Raw genomic sequence first — 21,442 nt, 5'->3', positions numbered from 1 at the left:
TAATCAGCCACCTTGGCTGCAATCGCCACGATTCCGACGTGTTCTCGCCGTGCCCCCGGTGTGCTCCCACGGCAGGATCGTCTTCGGCCCCGAATTATTCTCAGGAATCTCTCAGGCATCACCGAGCCGCATACCAGCATTGAGCGAGACAACCTCCAACAAATCCGGCCTACTGTCTTATGTTGGAACTAACCGTTGTACAGCTTTGAGAGAACTGGAGAAACCATCACATGTTCGTTCTCACCAACGCCTGGCATGCCCTCGGCAGGCACCGGGCGTATTCCATCCTGACCATCGTATTGGCGTTGATCATGTCGTTCAGCGCCATCACAACCTCCGCGGTGCTGGCCAAGCAGACCGCGGCGCACGGCACTGAATACCAGGCGCAGAAGCCCACAGCCGTGATCAGGCCGGGCGCGAAGTTGCAGTCCCAGCTGAAAGGCGATGACGCCAAGGCCACGACCGAGCATTATCTGACCTTCAACGACTACTCCCCCATCGCCGTGGCCGCACAGAACAAGTCGCTGTCGTTCACCTATTCCTTCACCGAGACCCTTCCGGTGCGTCAGAGCGATTCGATCAAGGCCATTGCCGGAACCGCCGACGAATCCGCCGACAAGACGGGCGGCGAACTGCTGCTGCGCAGCTTCTACGACGCCAAGGCACTGAAGAACAACGATCTCGGCGAGATCACCCTGGTCAAGGGCAAGAAGCTGAAGTACACCGACACCAAGTTCACCGGGGCGCTGGTCTCGCAGGCTCTGGCCGCCAAGAACAAGCTGTCCGTCGGCTCGAAGTTCACCGTGGCGAACCCGACCGACGCCTCGAAGAAGTACACCTACACCGTGCAGGGCATCTACAAGTACGCCGACGCCGGCTCGGCGAAGTCGTACAAGCTGGCCAAGCAGAACCCCGACAACGTGATCTACACGGCCTACGCCACCGCATACACCAATGGTCTCGACCCGGAGAAGTCCCCGAAGGGCACCTGGGCCATGCCGGACCTCGACATCACCTTCCTGCTCAGCAGCCCGGCCGATTACCAGTCCTTCGCCAAGCTCGCCAAGAAGTCCATGCCCAAGGGGTACGAGATCTCCTCGCCGTCGCTGGAGGCCTACAACACGAAGCTCGCCCCGCTTGACAGCACCGCGTCGTGGATGCGCATCGCCAAGTCCGTGGTGGTGATCGCGGGCGGCGTGCTACTTGTGATCATCACCATCATGCGCACGTGGGTCACCCGTCGCGACGAGATCGGCATGGGCCTGGTCACCGGTGTCACCAAGCCGCGCCTCGCCTGGCAGTTCATTCTGGAGACGCTGATGCTCACCGTGGTGCCGATCGCGGTCGGCCTGCTGGTCGGCGGATTCGCGGCGCAACCGCTCGGCAAGGCGCTGTGCGGGTTCTCGACGCCGATGAGCATGGCGATCGTGTCGTCGGCGATCCGCAACTCGCTGGGCGGCATCGCGATCCTCGCCGTTGTGGCGATGTTCGGTCCGGTGGTCTTCCGTACCGCCAATCTTTTCAAGCCGGCTTCCCCCGCAGCGGAGGCGAAGGCATGAGCAACGGCATCGACGATAAGGACGAAGCAATGAGCACCGACACCACGAACGAACAGAACGATCACAACGACCAGAACACCGGGAACGACCAAGACGCCAAGGCCGCCGAGAACGGCATCGAGTCCCTTGAGTTCAGCGTCGAATACGACGATGCTGGCGACGCCGACGAGACGCCCGCCGAGGCCGTCGCTGCGGCCGCTCAGGAAGAACCCGCGTCAAGCGCTTCCAAGGAATCCGAGGAGCAGCCGGGTGCCAATGCCGCTGCCGACGAAACCGACGCCAACACTGCGGCGACCTCGGCCAATGCGGATCACGTCGACCAGACCATGCAGCTGGTCAAGGGCGCAACCAAGGGCAAGGGACAGAAGACCGGTGCTTCGGACGGCAACGCCTATGCCAAGACGAATCATCGTCTCGACAGGCAGGTGCGCGACCGTGTGCTGCTCAAGTCGTACCCGACGTTCTCGCTGAACCACGTCACCACGACCGCACGCAAGACCGGCAGGCACATGCTCGACGACCTGTCACTGGCCTTCTATGCCGGCACGCTGTACGCGGTGAAGGTGCTCGGCGATGAGGAGGACCCCGAGCAGCGCACCACGTTGATGGCCGTGATGGGCGCGTTCCAGCTGCCCACTTCCGGCGAGGTGATGTCGAAGAGCTCGAACTTCACCGAACTGGAGCTGAGCGAGCTGCGCGGGCATCGTCTCGGATTGGTGCCGCAGCGCTACGCGGTTCGCGGCGATCTCGACGCCGAGGGCAACCTGCTGTATGCCATGAACGGTTCGGGTCGCGGCTTCCTCAAGCCCAAGCCGGTGGTCGCGCGTGAAATGCTGCAGAGCGTGGGCTATACGGGCGCGGCCAAGGGCAAGAAGGTGTCCGAGCTGTCGCTGCTGGATCAGCGGCGTGTGGCCATTGCACGCGCGCTGTGCTGCGATGCGGAGACCGTGATCCTCGACGAGCCGACCAAGGGGCTGGATGAGGCCGACGCGGCCGAACTGCTCGACCTGCTGCGGCGTATCGCCCGCGGCCGCGATCCCAAGCGCGTGGTCATCATCATCACCAGCAGCGACGCCGTGGCCGACGCCGCGCAGAAGGTCTACGATCTGACCGACTGACGGATTCTCGGCTCTGTGGTTCTGCAAATCGGCATACACCGCAGAACCGCATACCCAGAGCAAGATATGACAACGAAAGCGCCGGACGGAATCCAATCCGCCCGGCGCTTTCGTATACATATCGCCATGCGCTTGCCGCGCAAGACCACCGCTCAGCGCTTGAGCACCATGCCGTATTCGGCGGCCATCGGCTCGACGTCCACCACACCGTACTGGTCCAGCAGATCAAGCCAGCGCCGCTTGTTCTCCTCGCCAAACCGTTCGGCGCGGGCCGTATACGCGTCCGCGGTGAGGAACTTCGGGGGCAACGACTTGCTGTTGTATTTGTCGGCCACCATCACCAGTTCCTGTTCCAGATTCACCGGCACATAGTCCGCAGGCGGCAACGGCAGCCCCTGGCGGATCACATCGTCCTTGGTCAGGCCGACGCCGGTATGATTGCGCGCGAACTGCGCGATCTCCTCCGCCACGCCCTGTTCCAGCAGGTACTCGTAGCCCAGGATGCCATGCTTGATGTATTCGGGCCCGTTGAACTGCAGCGGTTCGCCGTCGGTGCCGTCATGCTTGAGCACGCGGTAGGTGCCGATGTCGTGCAGCAGGCCGCCGATGACCACTAGATGCTCGTCGATGAGTCTTGGCGGCACCTTGCCGCCGGTCACACCGTCCGAAGGCGGCACCACGTGCTGCGCTTCGCTTTCCGTGCCGGTTGCCGGCGAGCTGCCGCGTCCGGCCAGTTCCGCCGCATCCTGCGGCAGCGTGCAACGCCTGGTGAACAGCGCGTTCTGCCTGCGTGCGAGCGCACGCGCGATACGCGCCACGATCACGCAGTGGCGGTGGATGAGATCGTATGCCGCGTCGCTGGGCGCGATGCGACGGTGCAGTTCATCGACTTGTTCGAGAGTCGGGATATAGCCAGTCATACGCACCATCTTAGGCCGGGCCGAGGTGCCGTGCCGACTACGCACCCGTGCGTCGTCAGATGCTGCGGATACGCCACTGACCGGTACGGTTGGAGGCGACGATCATCTGGTCGTTGCCGAGTTCCTTCCAACCGTCGGCCTCGAACTGGTCGAAGCCGGAGGAGGCCACCACGATGCCGGCGGCGTTGTTCTGGTCGTCGGCGAGCGGGCGGTAGCGCATTACGCGGTAGTCCAGCGCCTTCTCCCCCATGCCGTATTCCTCGTAGATCTCCACGATGCGCGACGAGGTGCGTTCGCGTCCGGCCGCGTTCAGCGCGATGAACGTGTCCTGCGATTGGATCATGCAGTTGTAGCTCGACTTCGGGTAGTCCTGGCGCAGCTGGCGCACGGTCTGCGCCACCGCCTCGTCCAGCTCGTAGCCGGAGGCGATGTATTCGAGGATGATCGAGAAGAAGATGGCGGAATCGGAGCGGCCGCCGGTGCCGAGGAACGTGCTGCGGTTCACCGGGTACTGCTTGTTCTCCACGATGTTGCGCCCGTGCGAATCGGAGATGTCGCCGTTGTGGATGAAGCTCAGCCCGTTGCTGAAGAACGGCTGCTGGTTCTCGAGGATCAGCGGGATGCCGGAGGAGGCGAGTCGCAGGTGGAACAGCGCGCCGCGGGCGCCTTCGCGCACGAGTTCGTGGAACAGGGGGTCGTGCTTCGCCGCGACGGTGGACTTGTAAAGTTTGGTGCCGGTTTCCGGCGAGGGTGCGCCGCCGTCCAGCGTGCCCGGGGTCTCGGGCGGATCGTAGAGGGATGCGCATCCCCAACCGTCATTGTGGATGCGGCTCAGTTCCCGGAATTCCTCGACGGTGGGGATTCCCAGGATATCGTTGAGGCTCAGGTTGGCACCTGCCGTTGCGTATCCCAGTAATCTGCACATAGTAGGGCACTGTACCGCGCATGCATTTCGACGCGCGGTCAGCGCTATAACCGTTGCCTATACCCCGCCGACATATGAGGCATCGGCAGGCAGCTCGCCCCCGCCGTACGCGGCGGGGGCGAAGAACCTCATTCCGAGGTGCGCTTGAGCTTGGGCGGCCTGTTGGTCGGCACGAACAGCGGCTGCACTTCGATCAGCGGATTGTACGGCGCGAGACCAAACCAGGTGACCGCCGATCCGGCCATATGCCTGATCGCGTACTTGACGGACAGCGACAGCGCGCCCCGACGCGACACCTTCGACTCCGGCATCAGGGCCTTGTGGACCAGCACGTATCTGATGGTGCCGATGCCGGGATCCGCGTCGACCTTCGGATAGATGGATTTCTGCTGCGGCAGTTCGCCCGTATGCTCCAGGTCGTGCATGATCTGATGCAGGTAGGCGGGGATGGACTGCGACACCTTGAATCCGAGTCGCATCTTGACGCGGAACAGGTAGTCGGTGCCGAAGTTCTCCACGCTGTATTCGCGGGTGAACGGCTGGTCCGTGGTCTCCACGCTGACCGCCCACCAGGCGCGGGCGCGCTTGGGGTGGTCGGCGAAGATGGAGAAGAAGATGTCGGTGTCGAGCCGCTTCATCTCGCTATCGGAGGTGAGGTAGACGATGTTGTCCGCGAAGAACGGGATGTGATTGTCGCCATGCAGCTTGTCCAGCACGGGCAGGAAGTCCTTCTGCTTCATGTGCCGGCGCTGCGCCCGTTCGATGGCGGTGCCGTCGTTCCACGTAATCATGATGAACAGGATCGCCAAGGTCAGCAGCATGGTGAACCAGCCGCCGTGCAGGAACTTCGCCATCGACGCCACGAAGAACAGCGACTGGATCGCGAGGAACACCACTAGGAACACCAGCGACCAGACCTTGCTCACCTTGTGCCAGATGTACACGGCGAGCAGGATCGTCGTGGTGATCATGGTGATGGTCAGGGCCAGACCGTATGCGGCCGATATATGCTCCGAGTCGCGGAACAGGGCCAGAACGGCCAGCGTCGCCACGCACAGTACGCCGTTGACCACGGGAATGTACAGCTGGCCACGGGTACGGGCCGGGTATCTGACCTGCAGATGCGGCATCCAGTCGAGACGGGTCGCCTCGGAAACCATGGTGTAGGCACCGGTGATCAGCGCCTGGGATGCGATGACGCCCGCCGTGACGGACAGTACCACGGCAACGTAGCGCACGGACGGCGTCATCATCTCGAAGAAGGGATTCAGGCCGTGCAGATGGTCGTACGCCTCATCGTCCCAATGGTTCAGCATCCACGCGCCCTGGCCGAAATAGCACAGCACCAGCGCGACCTTGATGAACGGCCAGGTGAAGTAGATGTTGCCGCGGCCCACATGGCCCATATCGGAATACAGCGCCTCGGCGCCGGTGGTGGACAGGAACACCGTGCCCATCACGGCGATGCCGGCGGCGTTATGCGGACTGAACAGGAAGCGGATGCCGTACACGGGGTTCAGCGCGGCGAACACGCTCCAATCCTGGCTGAGGTTCACCAGACCGACCACGGCGAGGAAGGTGAACCATACCATCACCACGGATCCGAACACCTTGCCGATGCTTTCGGTGCCGCGCGACTGCACGCAGAACAGTATGACAATGATCACCACGGTGATCATCAGGGTCAGCTCCTTGTTCTGTGTGAACAGGTTCTCCAACGCGGGCAGGGTCTCCAGGCCCTCGACCGCGGAGCTGATGGACACGGCCGGCGTGAGCACCGAATCGGCGAGGAACGCGGCGCCACCCAGCATGGCCGGGAACATGAGCCAGCCGCCATACCTGCGGATCAGCGAATACAGGGCGAAGATACCGCCTTCGCCGTTGTTGTCGATGCGCATGGCGATCAGCACGTATTTGACGGTGGTGATCAGCGTGATGGACCAGAACACCAGCGACAGCACGCCGAGCACGGCCTCGCGGTCGGCGTTGGCCAGTCCTCCCTGCCCATTCAGGAAGGTCTGCATGGTGTACAGCGGGGACGTGCCGATGTCCCCGTAGACCACGCCCAAGGCCACGATGGCCATGCCGAAGCTGATCTTGTTCGGCCCGGATTGCAAGCGCGCCCACCAACGTCCGATCGGACCGCGCTTGTGCGCGATGGCGATCTTCTCCGCTTCCTTGCTTTCCGCCTGAGCCCGCTTGACGAGTTCCGCGCGCTCCTCCTTGGTCAACGTGCTGCGCGAGACCTTGGGCGCGTTGGTGTACCGGTCCGCACGCAGCAGTGTCGGATCGACGGCGTTGCGCGACTGTTTTCGTTTCTGATTGTTGGTTGTTGTATCGTTCGACTGAACCATGCTCGGCCTCCCTACAAGCTTCGCATACGCTTATGCTCTCTCTAACGCACAGATATGCTAGTACTCTACGGGTACACCGGCATCCCGATATCAGTCGATGCCGTACACCTTCCGCGTGGTTTCGCGGGTTCCGCGGGCCACTTCAGCTATGGGCATATCGAGCGTATCGGCCATGGCACGCAGCGTATAGGGGATCATGTACGGGGCGTTGGTGCGGCCACGGTACGGCATGGGCGTGAGATAGGGCGCGTCGGTCTCCACCATGGCGTGGTCCAGCCCCACGATGCGCAGCGATTCGCGGATGCCGTCGTTGCCCTTGTAGCTGCAGGTGCCGGAGAAGCTGAGATACCAGCCGTGCTCCCTGGCGATTTCGGCCATTTCCGCATCGCCGGAATAGCTGTGGAACACCGTCCGTTCCGGCGCGCCGTCGGCGAGCAGTGTCTCGATGACCTCTTTATGGGAGTCCCGGTCGTGGATCTGCATGGGCAGATCCAGTTCCTTGGCGAGCGCGATATGCGCGCGGAACGCCTCGCGCTGCAATTCCTTGGCCTGTTCGCCGGTGCGGAACAGATCCATGCCGGTCTCCCCGATCGCCACCACCTGTTCGGGGTAGGCGACCGCAAGCCGGTGCACTTCCGCAAGCGCGTCCTCGAAGCTCGTGTCGTGCCAGGGCTGGTACGTCACCGGCAATCCGTCCGGCCCTGGTACCGCGCGATGCCCGTGGCGTACGGCCTCGTTGGGGTGGATGGCGAGCGCCGCGTGCACGTTCTGATGGTCAAGCGCCATATCGACCGCGGCTTTAAGGTTCGGCAGTTCGCAGCCGCAGTCGATCACTCCGGTCACGCCGACCGAGGCTGCTTGTTCCAGCAGCTCGTCCACGCTGTATACGGGGATTTCCGGCTGTCCTTTTTCCGCGGCTTCATGGCTCATGGCGCGGGAGAACGGGACGACCGATGCCACGTGGGTGTGGTCGTCGATCACCTGTGCGTCGGCGGGCAATGCCTCCGGCGCGGGGGCCCAGCTGCGGTCGCGATGCTTCTTTTTGCTCATACGCGCCATAGTGGCGCGTCCCCGTGACGAACGCGCATCGGCTGCGGTCCTTCATACCGCAAGGCGGTGGAATAGTCGTAGATATGGCAATCCCGCATGCCGTGGCACGTTCCTTCGTGTATTACGAAACGGGAACGGCTGCAGCATGCGGGATTGTGATGACTGCCTCACCGTGTGGCGTCAGTGTTCGGCCCGCACTTCGGCGGGAGCGTCTTCGGCAGGCTTCTTCTTGCCGAACTTGGCTTTGAGCAGGCCGACGATGGTAGGCACGAGCGACACGGCCAGGATCAGGATGATGATGAGCTCGAAGTGCTTCTGCACTGCGGGGATGCCGCCGAAGAAGTAGCCCATGAGGGTGAACAGGGACGACCAGCACAGGCCTCCCAGTATGGAGAACGGTGTGAATCGGCTCCAACGCATGCCGGAAATGCCGGAAATGAATGGCATGAATGTGCGGATGAAGGGGAAGAATCGACCGAGGAACACTGCCAGCGGCCCCCACTTCTCGATCATCTTTTCGGTTTTTTCGATACGTTCCGGCGTCATGGCCTTGACTTTGCCGGATTCGAGAATACGCCGTCCGAAGAAGTGGCCGATCCAATAGTTGCATTGGTCGCCGATGATCGGAGCGCACCATACTACGGGCAGCAATGCCATCAACGGCAGTGCCGCTTTGCCGGTCGCGCTGTCGGGGGCGGCGAACACGCCGGCTGCGAACAGCAGCGAATCGCCGGGGAGGAACGGGAAGAACACGACGCCCGTTTCCACGAAGATGATGATGAAGATGAAGCCCAAGGTGGGGGCCACGCCCATCGCGATCCAGCTGGCGATGGCCGCGCGCGGATCCTTCAGCAATTCCACAAAGAAGTTAATAATATTCATGCGTTTCCCAATTATTCCTTCGTCCGATACCCGGATCGGCCGGCAATGACGGTTTCCGGCAAACCGTCAACAACCCTATCAGCAGACCGTACCGCGATTCCTTGCCAGTATCGCTACCTGTCCAAATCTGCACATTCCCGCAAGCACTCCTATAAGTCGCCGCGCATACGAATATTCCCCGGCGAATCGTCTTGATTTCCGGGGAATGTGCCGTTTGGCCTCGACTGCCGGCATTGCCGGCGCTACTGTGCGAGCCGTTGACGGACGAAACCATCCAATGCGGCCGCGTCGATTCCGTCGTATCCGTTGATGGAGGCGAACTGCGGGCCGGAGGACGTATCGGTGCGAATGGTGCAGGTCTGCGCGATGGTCGTGGCGCCGGAGGCCGCGCCCGCTTCCAGACCGACGAAGGTGTCTTCCAACACCACGCATTTGCCCATATCCTCAGGGGCGATGCCGAGCTTCTTCGCGGCAAGCAGGTATGGGGCGGGGTCGGGCTTATGGGCACAGTCGTCGTCTCCGCATACGTAGTCGAGGAACAATCCGCCAGCCTGTTCCATGATGTTTTCGGCCATGGGCCTTGGCGATGTGGTTACCAGCATCACGGGGATTCCCGCGTCGCGCAGGGATTGCAGCGTTTCGCGCACACCGTCGATCCACGGCAGACGTTCCTGTTCGGCGTTGAACACGTAGGCTTTAAGCTGCACGTCGATTTCTTCGATGCTTAGTGTGCACCCGTGCTCGATCATATGTTCGGCGACTTCGGGAACGGGTTTGCCGGAGCATTCCCAACCGAGATCCTCATCCCAATAGCCGCCGTGTTGCGTAGCGAGTTCGATCTCGCCGTCATGCCACAGGGGTTCGGAATCGATGGTGGTGCCGTCAAGATCACAGAATACGGCTTTCAACAGCATGTTTTCTCCTTGCTGAGGAGTGGAAGTACGCCACCAGTACACCAAATCAACTCGACAGCATCATGCGTATCCGTTACGCGCCGCGCCACGGTAGGAATCAGCGGTATCCCCAAAGAATCACCGACTTGGAATCGGTGCGCGCATCAGGATCGTAGCCGCTTGCGCCGGATGGCAGTTCACGTACTGTGGCGTGGATGTCGCGCCGCCAACGACGTGCACTGTTGGATCGTTGCATTTCGACGATGTCGCCGTCGCGCCCGGCTGTGAATACGCTGCCGTCGTTTTCCGCGCGCATGCGTTTGATCTGACGGCGCAGCTGCCGGGTTTCCTCCTGCAATTCGAGGATGCGCGTGATGCCCGAAAGATTGATGCCTTCATCCTGGCTGAGTTTTTGCGCCTGAACCAGGCGGTCGACGTCGCGCAGGCTGTAGCGCCTCGCGCCGCCCGCGGTCCGCTGCGGCACCACCAGGCCTACGCGATCGTATTGGCGTAGGGTCTGGGGGTGAATGTTGGCGATTTCGGCAACCTGGCCGACGGTGAAGATCGGCATCGCAATGTCGAATCCGGCGTTATCCGCTCCGTCAAGATCGGCTCGCCCCAACACGAGCGCCGTCGCGCACAGCGCGTACAGCTGGCGCATCTGTCGTGCTGTTTTCGCCATCATTCACCTCCCTGGCGTTATAAGGCATCGTTGTGTCGTTTCCTTGGGTGTTCAGGCCGCTGCCTGCGGAGCACCGAGCGGAAACCGATCAGCGCTGCAGGTATGCGCCCGCTGCCTCATCGAATTTCTTAGCCGCGTGCTTGGCGCTCATGCTGGGCTTTGCCGGCACGTGGATCTCCACGCGGCCGATCAAGTCGCCTGCCTGGTTTCCCGAATGCACGCCGTGGCCTGCCACTTTGACTTCGGCGCCGCTGGATGAACCGGCCGGAATCTTGAACGACACCGTGTTGCCGTCGATATCAGTGGTTTCGACCTTGCCGCCGGCAACGGCTTCGCCCACGGTAACGGGCAGGTTCATCACCAGATCATGGCCGCGCATGCTGAAACGCGGATCCTCGGTCACGCTGATCTGCAGATACATGTCGCCGGGAGCGCCGCCGTTGCGGCCGGGCTTGCCTTTGCCGCTCAGCCGGATCTTCTGTCCGTCTTTGACGCCGGCCGGGATATGCGTCTTGAATTTCCTGCCGTCCGCGGACAAGGACACAGTCACGCCCTTCACCGCCTGGCGGAATGTCAAGGTGATCTTCGAGTTGCGGTCCTCGCCGCGTTCGGGCTGTGCCGGCTCCTCATAGCCTGCGCCGTAGCCACCGCCGTAGGGCGCACCGGATTGCGCGCCGGCGCCGCCACCGAACATCGAGAAGATGTCGTTGAGGTTCGGCTGCCCGCCGCCCGAAGTCTGGAAGCGTACACGGGAGCCGCCAGGTGCGCCGCCGCCGAACATGGAACCGAAGATATCGGAGAATCCGCTGGCGTCGAATCCACCTGCGCCGGAGCCTCCTGCGAAGCGGGCGCCACCCATGCCGAACTGGCGAATCGCGTCATATTTCTGGCGTTCGTCCTTATTGCTCAGCACGTCGTAGGCTTCGGAGATGTCCTTGAATTTCTCTTCGGCCTCCTTGGTCTTATTGACGTCGGGGTGGTACTTGCGCGCCAGCTTGCGGTAGGCTTTTTTGATTTCGTCGGTGGTGGCGTCTTTGGAGACACCGAGGACCTTGTAGAAATCCTTGTTCAACCATTCATTCTCAGCCATCACTGCCTCCTTTCAAGAGGTTTTCATGAGTTGTTTCATGAAGCCTTTCGTAAAGTCTTCATACTGGTACAGCAAGGCCTCCCGAATCGCAGACGCTGATCGGCAGTCAGCGCCGGCGAGTCGGGAAGCCTTGAGGGAAAACGGTCAGGCCTGTGGGGAGGCGACCACGACACGGGCCGCACGAATCACACGGTCGCCGATGCGGTACCCGGCTTCCACCACGGTGTCGACGGTCTCTTTCTCGGCATCCGGATCCGGCTTATGCAGGATCGCGTCATGCTTGGTCGGATCGAAGTCCTCGCCTTTTTCGCCGAACTTCTCGACGCCGAACTTCTCGAATGCCTTGTCGATCTTCGCGGCCACGGCCTTGAAGGAATCGTCCATCTCGCTGTGTTCGCGGATGCGGTCGATATCGTCCAGGGCGGGCAGCAGGGCCGTCAGCACATCGATGATGCCGTGCTGGCGGAAACGATCCTGCTCCTTCTTGGCGCGGTTGCGGTAGTTGATGAACTCCGCGCGTTCGCGCTGCAGCGCCTCGAGGTAATCAGCCGCTTCCTTCTTCGCCTTGCCCAGCGGTGTCAGCGTGTCCTCGTCGGCATCCTGCTGGTCGCCGTTGCCGGCATCGGCGGGACCCTCCTCGGGCTTCGGGGCGGCGGGCTGGTCAGCGGCAGCCTGGCTGTCGGCCGGCTTGGCGTCGTTGGCGGCAGGGGCGGCCTGCCCGGCCAGATCATCGGCGTCGGGCAGGTCGTTCAGGTAATCGTCCTTGTTGAACTCGGACATGATTACTTGTTGTCCTTGTTGTCGTCGTCATCCACGACTTCGGCGTCAACCACGTCGTCGTCGGAAGAGCCCGCGGAGGCACCTGCACCTGCAGCGCCCGCGGCACCGGCGGCAGCGCCTTCAGCGCCCTGCTGGGCGTACAGCGCCTGGCCGATCTTCTGGGCGGAGGTCATCAGCTCGCTCTGCGCGGTCTTCACGGTCTCGGTATCCTCACCCTTCAGGGCTTCCTTCAGGGCGTTGACCTTCTCGGTGACTTCCTTGGCCACGTCGTCGGAGAGCTTGTCCTTGTTATCGTTGACGAGCTTCTCGGTCTGGTAGGCGAAGGCCTCGGCCTGGTTGCGGGTCTCGGCGTCCTCCTTGCGCTTCTTGTCCTCGGCCTCGTGGGCTTCGGCTTCCTTGACCATGCGATCGATCTCGTCCTTCGGCAGGCCGGAACCGCCGGTGATGGTCATGGACTGCTCCTTGCCGGTGCCCTTGTCCTTGGCGGACACGTGCACGATGCCGTTGGCGTCGATGTCGAAGGTGACCTCGATCTGCGGGACGCCACGCGGAGCCGGAGCGATGCCGGTCAGTTCGAAGGTGCCCAGCGGCTTGTTGTCGCGGGCGAATTCACGCTCGCCCTGGTAGACCTGGATCAGCACGGACGGCTGGTTGTCTTCGGCGGTGGAGAACACCTCGGAACGCTTGGTCGGGATGGCCGTGTTGCGCTCGATGAGCTTGGTCATGATGCCACCCTTGGTTTCGATGCCGAGAGACAGCGGGGTCACGTCGATGAGCAGCACGTCCTTACGGTCGCCCTTGATGACGCCGGACTGCACGGCTGCGCCGACTGCCACGACCTCATCCGGGTTCACGGACTGGTTGGCTTCCTTACCGCCGGTGAGCTCCTTGACGAGCTCCTTGACGGCGGGCATACGGGTGGAGCCGCCGACGAGCACGACGTGGTCGATGTCGGAGACGCTGATGCCGGCGTCGGCCAGCACGTTGTTGAACGGGGTGCGGCAGCGGCCCAGCAGATCGGAGGTCATCTCCTCGAAGTGGGCACGGGTCAGGGTCTCGTCCAGATGCACCGGGGTACCGTCAGGGGTCATGGCCAGGTACTGCATGGAGATGGAGGTGCTGGTGGAGCTGGACAGTTCCTTCTTGGCCTGCTCGGCGGCTTCCTTCAGGCGCTGCAGGGCGATCTTGTCCTTGCTCAGATCAACGCCATACTTGTTCTTGACCTCGCTGACCAGCCAGTCGATGATCTTTTGATCCCAGTCGTCGCCGCCCAGACGGTTGTCGCCGTTGGTGGCCTGCACCTGAATGGTGGAGAAGCCGTCGTCGTCCTTGCCGATCTCCAGCAGGGACACATCGAAGGTGCCGCCACCCAGATCGAAGACCAGGATGCGCTCGTCTTCCTTGCCCTTTTCAAGGCCGTACGCCAGTGCGGCGGCGGTCGGCTCGTTGATGATGCGCAGCACGTTCAGGCCGGCGATCTTGCCGGCGTCCTTGGTGGCCTGGCGCTGAGCGTCGTTGAAGTATGCCGGGCAGGTGATCACCGCATCGGTGACCGGCTCGCCCAGATAGGCCTCGGCGTCGCGCTTGAGCTTCATCAGGACCTGCGCGGAGATCTCCTGCGGGGTCCACTTCTTGCCGTCGATCTCGACGGTCCAGTCGGTGCCCATGTGACGCTTGACGGAGCTGATGGTGCGGTCGACGTTGGTGACGGCCTGGCGCTTGGCGACTTCGCCCACCAGGATCTCGCCGGACTTGCTGAATGCCACCACGGACGGCGTGGTGCGAGCGCCTTCGGCGTTGACGATTACGGTCGGCTCGCCGCCTTCCAGCGTTGCGATGCAGGAATTCGTGGTGCCAAGATCAATACCAACTGCACGTCCCATAACTTTGACTCCTTACATATATGTGTTCCGTCGACTGCGGCGGAACGTTGTTCTCGTTCTACGGTTTCCCGCTCACGTTTCTTTCGGGCCTTCCGACCCGTTCCAAAACTTGAGCCTACATCACTCAACTTCCCTCTGTCAACTTTTATTCCCAAAAAATCCAAAAACTTGAGCCAGTTTCTATCAAGTTTTTGAGAACATGCCACTCATGCATACCTATTCATTGCGAAAAGACAACGAAATCCGCCAAAAACGACATTGCAAGAAACGCGTGTAGAGACCTTTTTGCAATCGTTGTCAATATAAGCTATCTTGTAGTCTGTATGGAGGAACCAGCAAACAGGACCAGCGTCACGGCGAAGGCCATGGCGTCGTTTGCGGAAAACTCGAAGAGGAGCACCTACTATGACCAATGCCACGCAGCGCGAAGAAAGCGCCGAACGTCTTGCCAGACCCCTTATCCAGCTTGCCAAGGCAAGCGGATTGTCAACATCCTTCTTCGACCAGTTGGGGACATACACCGAAATCAGCGACGAAGCGCTCGTGGCGGTGCTCGCGGCGCTGGGCGTCGACGCCTCCAACGATGAGGCGATCGCACAGTCCCTTGAGGAGCATGCGCGCAAGCAGCGCGAACAGCTCATCGCCCCCACCATCGTCGCGACCACCGGCAAGACCACCACCGTGGAAATCAATTGCAGCGCCGACTGCGACATCACCGCCTCCATCACGCTGGAAGACGGCACCACCCTTGAGGAAGACATCGACGCGCTGCCCGATCTCGATTCCGCCCATCCCACCATCGCCATCCCGGCCAGCCTGCCGATGGGCTATCACACCCTGCACGTCACCGCCGGCGACCGCTCCGCCGACGCCACCATCATCGACGCCCCGGCCCACATCGAAGTGCCGGCCGCCGTGGCGGAACACCACCGCTGGGGCTGGATGACGCAGATGTACTCCGTACGCTCCCATGAGTCCTGGGGCGTGGGCGACTACGGCGACCTGAAGCGCCTGCTGGCAGATGCCGCCACCAAGTCCGGCGCGGACTTCATGCTCATCAACCCCATCCACGCCAGCGCGCCGCTCACGCCGCTGGAACCGTCGCCGTACCTGCCCGAATCACGCCGATTCCTCAATGTCACCTACATCCGTCCGCAGGATATCCCCGAGTATGCGAGCCTGAACGCCGAGGCGAAGGCAAAGGTCGACGCGCTGCACGATTCCGTGGCCGCCAACAACGAGGACGCCGGCCCCATGGACATCAACGCCGCATGGGATGCCAAACGCCCGGCATTGCGCATCATCTTCGACGCTGGTCGCTCGCCGGAACGTCAGGCGAAGTTCGAGCGCTTCAAGCAGGACGCCGGCCCTGACCTGGACTCCTTCGCCGCATGGAGCCTGTGCTTCGAGATCTGGGGCGCGCCGTGGGGCGATAACCCCTGGTTCAAGGAGACCACCGTCTCCAGCGAATCCGTGCAACAGCTCATCGCGGACAATCAGGATCTGTTCGAATTCAACCGCTGGCTGCAGTGGATCGCGGCCGAGCAGGTCAACGACGCGCAGCAGACTGCGCTCGATTCCGGTATGGCCCTGGGCATGATCCAGGACATGGCCGTCGGCGTGCACGGTCTGGGTGCCGACGCATGGGCGAACCCCGAACGATTCGCGGCAAGCGGCGTCACCGTCGGCTGCCCGCCCGACTTCTACAACCAGCAGGGTCAGGATTGGGGCCAGCCGCCGTTCAACCCGAACTATCTGGAGGCCACCGGCTACCAGGTGTACCGCGAGATGGTCCACTTCATGTACGAGCACGCGGGCGCCGTACGCATCGACCATGTGCTCGGCCTGTTCCGCCTGTGGTGGATTCCGCAGGGTCTCGGCGCACGCAACGGCGCATACGTGAACTACAACTACGAGGCCATGCTCGGCGTGCTCGCCATCGAGGCGACCCGCGTGGGCGGCATGGTGATCGGCGAGGATCTGGGCACCGTGCCCGACTACGTGCGCCAGGTGCTTGGCGAGCATGGCGTGCTCGGCACCGAGGTCGAATGGTTCGCCCGTGTGGATTATTCGCCGAACGCCGGCGACCCGTACATGCCTCCGTCGGATTACCGCCGTCAGGCATTCGCCTCCGTCACCACGCACGATCTGCCGCCCACCGCCGGCTATCTCAACTACGAGCATGTGGAGCTGCGCAAGAAGCTGCATCTGGTGGACGATCCCGAGGCGTTCCGCAAGTCCGCTGAAGCGGAGCAGCGCGCCATGCTCGACCGCCTGGTCGAAAGCGGCTACATCACCGCCGATGTCGCGGCGGACGTTCCGGCGCATGAACAGCAGATCGTCGAGGCGATGCACGCCATGCTGTGCGATACGCCGTCCCTGCTGCTGCAGGCCGCGCTGGTGGACGGCGTCGGCGAGCACCGCAGCCAGAACCAGCCGGGCACGTCCAGCGAATACTCGAATTGGCGCGTCCCCCTGGCGGATGCGGACCAGCATGTCGTGCTGACACCGGACGTCTTCGATTCGCCGCGCGTGCAGTCCCTGGCCAAGGTCATGCGGGACGGCACCAACAAGTAATCGACAACATACGGCAGGTACCCCGCCTATCGGGGCTTTCACGAGGTATTGGCATACTCATCGGTGTTCGGGAGTGTGCCAATACCTCGTGATATCGTTTTCATAGTTTTTTATTCTCATCCAGGAGGGATTGGTGGCACAAGCAAGCATTCAGGCGGTCGCCCGTGAGGCCGGAGTCTCCGTATCCACAGTGTCGCGCACCTTCGCCAAGCCGGATCTCGTCTTGCCGGAAACACGCGAACGCGTCATGGCCGCTGCGGAAAAACTCAACTACCGCATTTCCCGATCAGCCGCGGCGTTGAAGTCGGGGCAGTCGTTCCGCATCGCGCTGTTGCTGAGTGAATCCATCATCACCTGGTTCAATTCGCGCATCTACGCCGGCCTCGATTCCGTCTTCCACCCGGCAGGGTACGACATCTCCGTATTCTCCATGACGAACGCCGACGAACGCCGGAACTTCTTCACCGACCTGCCGGTCCGCCGCAACGCCGATGCCGTTGTGGTGAGCTCCTTCAACATCGAACCGGATGAATCCCGCAAGCTCAAGTCCATGAATGTGCCGATCGTCGGCATCAACATTCCTTCGAATAACGGCTTCGACGCCGGCGTCAGCATCGACGATCACGCCGCCGAACATATCGCAGTGGATCATCTTGTCGCCTTGGGGCATCATCGCATCGCCTATATCGGCTATGACGAGACGGACGACCGCTCCGCATTGCGGTATTCGGCCAGCGCCCGACTGCAGGGCTTTATGGACGCCTGCAACTCGTACCCCGGCGTAACGCCCATGCCGCTGTCCCTCGATCATGCGGGAGACCCGGCCAACGCGGTGCTCAACTGCATCATCTCCGCTTCGCCCACCCCGTCGGCGGTCTGCCTGTGTGATGACGAGCTGGCTATTCCGGCGCTGTTCCGACTGCGTCAGTACGGCCGTCGCGTCCCGCAGGATCTGTCGCTGATCGGCTTCGACGACAATCTGTATGCTTCCAGCCTGGGCCTGACCACGTTGCATCAAGACCCCTACGCCATGGGTGCCAAGGCCGCGCAAAAAACCCTCGCCCTGATTGCCTCCGATAGCAAACACCCCAGTTCCGAAGCCGAGCCGCGGTTCGAGACGCCGCAGGTGCAGCTCATGCTGCGTGAGACCACCGCGCCGTACGTCGATCCCAATGCGTGATCGCATATAAAACCGGTGTCGACGGTACCGAGACTGCATAAACCGCCATTATGCGTGTGGCCCGATTCCCATACAGGAATCGGGCCACACGCATTTCGCATCCGCATCAGGCTTATCAAGCCCCGGCAAAGGCCGTTACGCCGCCGTGGAACCGTTCTCCGCGTCGTTGTTCCCGGCAGGCTTCAGGTACTGCTTGAAGCCACGCTCCAGCAGCGGAATATGGCATAGGATCATGGTGCCGTACCCCATAACCACCAGCAGGAACAGGCCCTGCGGGAATATGAACCAACAGGCCACCAGCAGGCCGACCCAGATCGCGTCGAGCACCATCATGCCCACGGTCAGCAGAATATGGCTCACGCCGAATACGAACGCGTTCGCCAAGGTCCGCCCCACCGTGTTCTCGAAGCGGGCTTGCAGGGCGAATACCCATTCGAAACCGATCAGCCAGATCAAGGTCAATCCGATTTTCGGTATCAGCAACGGCGTGATTTGCAACACCACCCATGCATATGCCAACGCCGCGCCGGTGATGCCGAACACCGCCCACAGTACCGTCGCCTTGGCGAAATTCGCCCGGAAAGCATGGAAGTAGTTGCGGGTCACGCCTCCGGCCTCACCCTGCAACGCACGCCTGTTGGCGTCATGGGCAGCCGTGATGGCGGCACCCACCGTCACGATGGGGATGGATGTGACGATCATCAGAATATTGACCCAGATGGCATCCGTAAGATTACGAAGCTCCTGCATGAACTTCGAATCGGGGGACAGAAAATTCACGGGCTATGCTCCCTTCGCTGCGGCAATGCCACCCCGCTGCAGCAAGATGACGCCCATGCCGGTTGATTGGCAGTACCAGACTACACTGACGCGGGCACCTGCCACCGAACTCCATTGCCGCCCACTCCGCCACTGCACAATATGGGGCCGCAAGCATCGGCGACCATAGCCACCGGCACCTCCATGCGGTGCCGTAACGACGTTCTGAACGCTCAGTGAAGACGGACGCGAAGAGGAAATCATATTCGCGGATCCATCCCCTCTGCAAGGCTGTTCTGCGCCTTGCTGGGGTGTTCCACGATGCAAACGCCAAGGAACGAACCGTATTGGCGCGGCGCATATGGAACGGGGAGGGCGATTCGCATGAACCGCTCTCCCCGTTCCCGTTGTCAGGTGTCTATTAGTCAGAAAGGTATATCCGTTACCGCCTCCGTATATTGAGTTATCGGTTGATTGATGTCAGTCTGTAGAAGCTATCGGCCGCAACTGCGCTGCCTATGCAAAGGCTTTCAGCCCTTTACCGCACCGCCTCCGGCCCAGCCACTATTGACCGGCCGTCGGCCGGACTCGTCACTGCCTTCGCTCAGCTGTCGCTTCGCTCAGGCTGGTGCTATAGGCAGCGCACCGCGCTGCCTATGTAAAGGGCTTTCAGCCCTTTACCGCACCAGCCATTACGCCCTTGACGATGTACTTCTGGCAGATCAGGTAGAACACGATGATCGGGATGATGGCGAGCACCAGGCAGGCCATCATGGCGCCCATATCCACGGAACCGTAGCCGCCCTTGAGGTACTGCACAGCCACCGAGATGGTCTTGTACTTGCCCAAGTCGAGCGTCAGGTACGGCAGCAGGTAGTCGTTCCAGATCCACATGGCTTCAAGGATCGCCACGGACACGACGCTCGGCTTCATGATCGGAACCACGATCTGGAAGAAGATGCGCGGCACGTTCGCGCCGTCAATCATGGCGGATTCCTCAAGCTCCTGCGGAATGCCCTTGATCACACCGGTGAAGATGAACACCGCGAGACCGGCGCCGAAGCCGAGGTACACGATGCACAGACCCCACGGGGTGTTGAGCTTGAGCATGTCGGCCAGCTTGGACAGGGTGAACATCACCATCTGGAACGGCACGATCATGTTGAACAGGAACAGCGTGTACAGCAGCTTGGCAGCCCAGTTGTTCACACGGACGATCCACCATGCGCACATCGAGGTGCACAGCAGGATCAAAGCCACCGAGCCGACCGTGATCAGCAGGGTCCAGCCGAAGCTGGCGAAGAAGTTCGTGGTCTCGATGCCGCGCGTGTAGTTCTCAAGCCCGACGAATGCCTTGCCGGTCGGGATGGAGAACGCGTTGTTGGAGATGTACGCCTTCTGCTTGAAGGAGTTGATGATGACCAGCACGATCGGGAAGATCCATGCCAGTGAGACGACGGAGAAAAGAACGGTCCACAGCGCCGGGTGCTTGACCTTGTTGTTGTCGGTCATCAGGCCGCCACCTCCTTGCTTGTCGTGAGCTTGTTCTGGAGCAGCGCGATCACTGCCACCAGGATGAAGAACAGCACGGCCTTCGCCTGGCCGACGCCTTCCCAGCCCATGCGTCCGTAGAACGTACGCGTAATGTTCATTGCCAGACCTTCGGACATGTTGCTCGGAGCACCGTTGGTCAATGCAAGGTTCTGATCGTACAGCTTGAAGCCGTTGGTGACGCACAGGAACGAGCACACGGTGATCGACGGCATCATGAGCGGGATGATGATCCTGAACATGGTCTGGCTACCGTTTGCGCCGTCCACGGCGGCCGCTTCAAGCACGTCGGTGGGCAGGGACTGCATGCCTGCGATGTAGATGATCATCATGTAGCCGATTTGCTGCCAGCAGACCAGAATGACCAGGCCCCAGAAGCCGTATGTGGCGGAGTATGTCAGGGCCTTGCCCCAATGCGCCAGAATGCCGTTGAGCAGCAGCAGCCAGATGTAGCCCAGGATGATGCCGCCGATGAGGTTCGGCATGAAGAACACCGAACGGAAGATGTTGGAGCCCTTGATCGCCTTGGTCAGCATGTAGGCGATGGCGAACGCGACCACGTTGATCACGATGGTCGTCACGATGGTGAATGCGGTCGAGAAGCCGAGTGCGTGCAGGAATTCCTTATCCTGCAGAGCCTTGCCGTAGTTCTTGAGACCGACCCACTCGCCGTCGGTCACCGTTGTGAACTCGCAGAAGCTCAGGTACACGCCCATAAGGAACGGCACCACGAATCCGATAATGAATGCTGCGAACGTAGGCAGTGCGAATAGCGCCCACCACCTCCGTATCGCCTTTCCAGCCATGCTAATCATGAAACACCACTTCCTCCTCCTTGAGTCCATAACACTGCATCGTGTATGGATTCCAATTTTATTGTGCTGGTGCACTTCCTGCATGCTCTGACGTGACGTGCACACCCTCATGCAAGACGTATTAGTATGGTACGTGTCGCGGAAACGTATGTCAAACGTTGTCATTTTCGGCGTTTCCCCCTTTGACCCTAGCAACGTTCCCAGCGTACGCATTTGTTGAAAAAATTGTATTTTCTGCCATACGGCATTGGACTCCGTCAAATTGCAAACGTTTGTAAATAAAACGTTATCCCTCTTGATAACGTCCGAAATCTTGCGCACTTTCGGATTCCGGCCCTGACGCAGGAGGGCATGGCCCGCGTCCTGTGTACGATTTTCATTCGCCAAAACAAAAAACCGCGATTGGAAGCCAGGAGACGGAACC

17 protein-coding genes are annotated in these 21,442 nt (G+C 61.4%); 4 read left to right on the top strand and 13 right to left on the bottom strand.

Annotated features, from left to right (window positions below; all coding sequences use genetic code 11):
* Positions 1-230: 230 nt before the first annotated feature.
* Both G1C98_RS00120 and G1C98_RS00115 read left to right on the top strand, forming a co-directional pair.
* The gene (locus G1C98_RS00120; RefSeq protein WP_169078102.1) at positions 231-1,559 is read left to right on the top strand and encodes an ABC transporter permease; all 1,329 of its coding nucleotides are present in this window, start codon (positions 231-233) and stop codon (positions 1,557-1,559) included.
* On the top strand, positions 1,556-2,677 hold the full coding sequence (locus tag G1C98_RS00115; RefSeq protein WP_169078100.1) for an ATP-binding cassette domain-containing protein: 1,122 nt from the start codon (positions 1,556-1,558) through the stop codon (positions 2,675-2,677). The genes G1C98_RS00120 and G1C98_RS00115 overlap by 4 nt, the downstream gene beginning before the upstream one ends.
* Before the next feature lie 152 nt (positions 2,678-2,829).
* Here G1C98_RS00115 and G1C98_RS00110 read toward each other — a convergent pair whose 3' ends face one another.
* The 10 genes from G1C98_RS00110 to dnaK all read right to left on the bottom strand — a co-directional run bounded on the left by G1C98_RS00110 (position 2,830) and on the right by dnaK (position 14,136).
* A complete protein-coding gene (locus tag G1C98_RS00110) occupies positions 2,830-3,597 on the bottom strand; it encodes an HD domain-containing protein (RefSeq protein WP_169078098.1) in 768 nt (255 codons plus the stop codon).
* Between the two features lie 55 nt (positions 3,598-3,652).
* Positions 3,653-4,522 carry a class II glutamine amidotransferase gene (locus G1C98_RS00105; RefSeq protein WP_169078096.1) on the bottom strand — a complete coding sequence of 290 codons (870 nt, stop codon included), beginning with the start codon at positions 4,520-4,522 and terminating at the stop codon, positions 3,653-3,655.
* Positions 4,523-4,650: 128 nt separating this feature from the next.
* On the bottom strand, positions 4,651-6,876 hold the full coding sequence (locus G1C98_RS00100; protein WP_240944856.1) for a KUP/HAK/KT family potassium transporter: 2,226 nt from the start codon (positions 6,874-6,876) through the stop codon (positions 4,651-4,653).
* A gap of 90 nt (positions 6,877-6,966) precedes the next feature.
* Positions 6,967-7,926: a TatD family hydrolase gene (locus G1C98_RS00095; RefSeq protein ID WP_169078094.1), complete on the bottom strand. Its 960-nt coding sequence runs from the start codon at positions 7,924-7,926 to the stop codon at positions 6,967-6,969.
* A 180-nt stretch (positions 7,927-8,106) separates the two neighbouring features.
* The gene (locus G1C98_RS00090) at positions 8,107-8,808 is read right to left on the bottom strand and encodes a DedA family protein (protein ID WP_169078092.1); all 702 of its coding nucleotides are present in this window, start codon (positions 8,806-8,808) and stop codon (positions 8,107-8,109) included.
* A 242-nt stretch (positions 8,809-9,050) separates the two neighbouring features.
* Positions 9,051-9,722, bottom strand: a complete 672-nt coding sequence (locus tag G1C98_RS00085; RefSeq protein WP_033509150.1) for an HAD family hydrolase — start codon at positions 9,720-9,722, stop codon at positions 9,051-9,053.
* A gap of 97 nt (positions 9,723-9,819) precedes the next feature.
* Positions 9,820-10,383, bottom strand: coding sequence for a heat shock protein transcriptional repressor HspR (locus G1C98_RS00080; RefSeq protein WP_169078285.1), 564 nt, complete (start codon positions 10,381-10,383; stop codon positions 9,820-9,822).
* A gap of 88 nt (positions 10,384-10,471) precedes the next feature.
* Entirely contained in the window at positions 10,472-11,473 is a 1,002-nt protein-coding gene (locus G1C98_RS00075; RefSeq protein WP_169078090.1) for a DnaJ C-terminal domain-containing protein, read from the bottom strand.
* 144 nt (positions 11,474-11,617) lie between these two features.
* On the bottom strand, positions 11,618-12,253 hold the full coding sequence (gene grpE / locus G1C98_RS00070) for a nucleotide exchange factor GrpE (RefSeq protein WP_169078088.1): 636 nt from the start codon (positions 12,251-12,253) through the stop codon (positions 11,618-11,620).
* Between the two features lie 2 nt (positions 12,254-12,255).
* Positions 12,256-14,136 (bottom strand): molecular chaperone DnaK, encoded by a 1,881-nt coding sequence (gene dnaK, locus G1C98_RS00065; RefSeq protein ID WP_169078086.1) that lies wholly within the window; start codon positions 14,134-14,136, stop codon positions 12,256-12,258.
* Between the two features lie 405 nt (positions 14,137-14,541).
* On the opposite strand from dnaK, the gene malQ reads away from it, so the two are divergent.
* Positions 14,542-16,713, top strand: coding sequence for a 4-alpha-glucanotransferase (gene malQ / locus G1C98_RS00060; protein WP_169078076.1), 2,172 nt, complete (start codon positions 14,542-14,544; stop codon positions 16,711-16,713).
* 133 nt (positions 16,714-16,846) lie between these two features.
* Positions 16,847-17,893 carry a LacI family DNA-binding transcriptional regulator gene (locus G1C98_RS00055; RefSeq protein ID WP_169078074.1) on the top strand — a complete coding sequence of 349 codons (1,047 nt, stop codon included), beginning with the start codon at positions 16,847-16,849 and terminating at the stop codon, positions 17,891-17,893.
* A gap of 135 nt (positions 17,894-18,028) precedes the next feature.
* Here G1C98_RS00055 and G1C98_RS00050 read toward each other — a convergent pair whose 3' ends face one another.
* From G1C98_RS00050 to G1C98_RS00040, 3 genes are all read right to left on the bottom strand, one after another.
* Entirely contained in the window at positions 18,029-18,673 is a 645-nt protein-coding gene (locus G1C98_RS00050; RefSeq protein ID WP_169078072.1) for a YesL family protein, read from the bottom strand.
* Between the two features lie 648 nt (positions 18,674-19,321).
* Positions 19,322-20,164 (bottom strand): carbohydrate ABC transporter permease, encoded by an 843-nt coding sequence (locus tag G1C98_RS00045; protein WP_169078070.1) that lies wholly within the window; start codon positions 20,162-20,164, stop codon positions 19,322-19,324.
* A complete protein-coding gene (locus G1C98_RS00040; RefSeq protein ID WP_169078068.1) occupies positions 20,164-21,018 on the bottom strand; it encodes a carbohydrate ABC transporter permease in 855 nt (284 codons plus the stop codon). Before G1C98_RS00040 ends, G1C98_RS00045 begins: the two co-directional genes overlap by 1 nt.
* Positions 21,019-21,442: the final 424 nt, after the last annotated feature.

Origin of the sequence: Bifidobacterium erythrocebi, from assembly GCF_012932675.1 — a bacterium.
In the GTDB taxonomy this organism is placed as follows: domain Bacteria; phylum Actinomycetota; class Actinomycetes; order Actinomycetales; family Bifidobacteriaceae; genus Bifidobacterium; species Bifidobacterium erythrocebi.
The sequence above is the reverse complement of the archived record's forward strand: the minus strand, read 5'-3'. Positions and strand labels throughout refer to the sequence as shown.

What these genes read in the sequence shown, in the direction of transcription:
- G1C98_RS00120 (WP_169078102.1), top strand. Translation starts at nt 231, where the DNA reads ATGTTCGTTCTCACCAACGCCTGGCATGCCCTCGGCAGGCACCGGGCG.
- G1C98_RS00115 (WP_169078100.1), top strand. Translation starts at nt 1,556, where the DNA reads ATGAGCAACGGCATCGACGATAAGGACGAAGCAATGAGCACCGACACC.
- G1C98_RS00110 (WP_169078098.1), bottom strand. Translation starts at nt 3,597, where the DNA reads ATGACTGGCTATATCCCGACTCTCGAACAAGTCGATGAACTGCACCGT.
- G1C98_RS00105 (WP_169078096.1), bottom strand. Translation starts at nt 4,522, where the DNA reads ATGTGCAGATTACTGGGATACGCAACGGCAGGTGCCAACCTGAGCCTC.
- G1C98_RS00100 (WP_240944856.1), bottom strand. Translation starts at nt 6,876, where the DNA reads ATGGTTCAGTCGAACGATACAACAACCAACAATCAGAAACGAAAACAG.
- G1C98_RS00095 (WP_169078094.1), bottom strand. Translation starts at nt 7,926, where the DNA reads ATGAGCAAAAAGAAGCATCGCGACCGCAGCTGGGCCCCCGCGCCGGAG.
- G1C98_RS00090 (WP_169078092.1), bottom strand. Translation starts at nt 8,808, where the DNA reads ATGAATATTATTAACTTCTTTGTGGAATTGCTGAAGGATCCGCGCGCG.
- G1C98_RS00085 (WP_033509150.1), bottom strand. Translation starts at nt 9,722, where the DNA reads ATGCTGTTGAAAGCCGTATTCTGTGATCTTGACGGCACCACCATCGAT.
- G1C98_RS00080 (WP_169078285.1), bottom strand. Translation starts at nt 10,383, where the DNA reads ATGGCGAAAACAGCACGACAGATGCGCCAGCTGTACGCGCTGTGCGCG.
- G1C98_RS00075 (WP_169078090.1), bottom strand. Translation starts at nt 11,473, where the DNA reads ATGGCTGAGAATGAATGGTTGAACAAGGATTTCTACAAGGTCCTCGGT.
- grpE (WP_169078088.1), bottom strand. Translation starts at nt 12,253, where the DNA reads ATGTCCGAGTTCAACAAGGACGATTACCTGAACGACCTGCCCGACGCC.
- dnaK (WP_169078086.1), bottom strand. Translation starts at nt 14,136, where the DNA reads ATGGGACGTGCAGTTGGTATTGATCTTGGCACCACGAATTCCTGCATC.
- malQ (WP_169078076.1), top strand. Translation starts at nt 14,542, where the DNA reads ATGACCAATGCCACGCAGCGCGAAGAAAGCGCCGAACGTCTTGCCAGA.
- G1C98_RS00045 (WP_169078070.1), bottom strand. Translation starts at nt 20,164, where the DNA reads ATGACCGACAACAACAAGGTCAAGCACCCGGCGCTGTGGACCGTTCTT.
- G1C98_RS00040 (WP_169078068.1), bottom strand. Translation starts at nt 21,018, where the DNA reads ATGATTAGCATGGCTGGAAAGGCGATACGGAGGTGGTGGGCGCTATTC.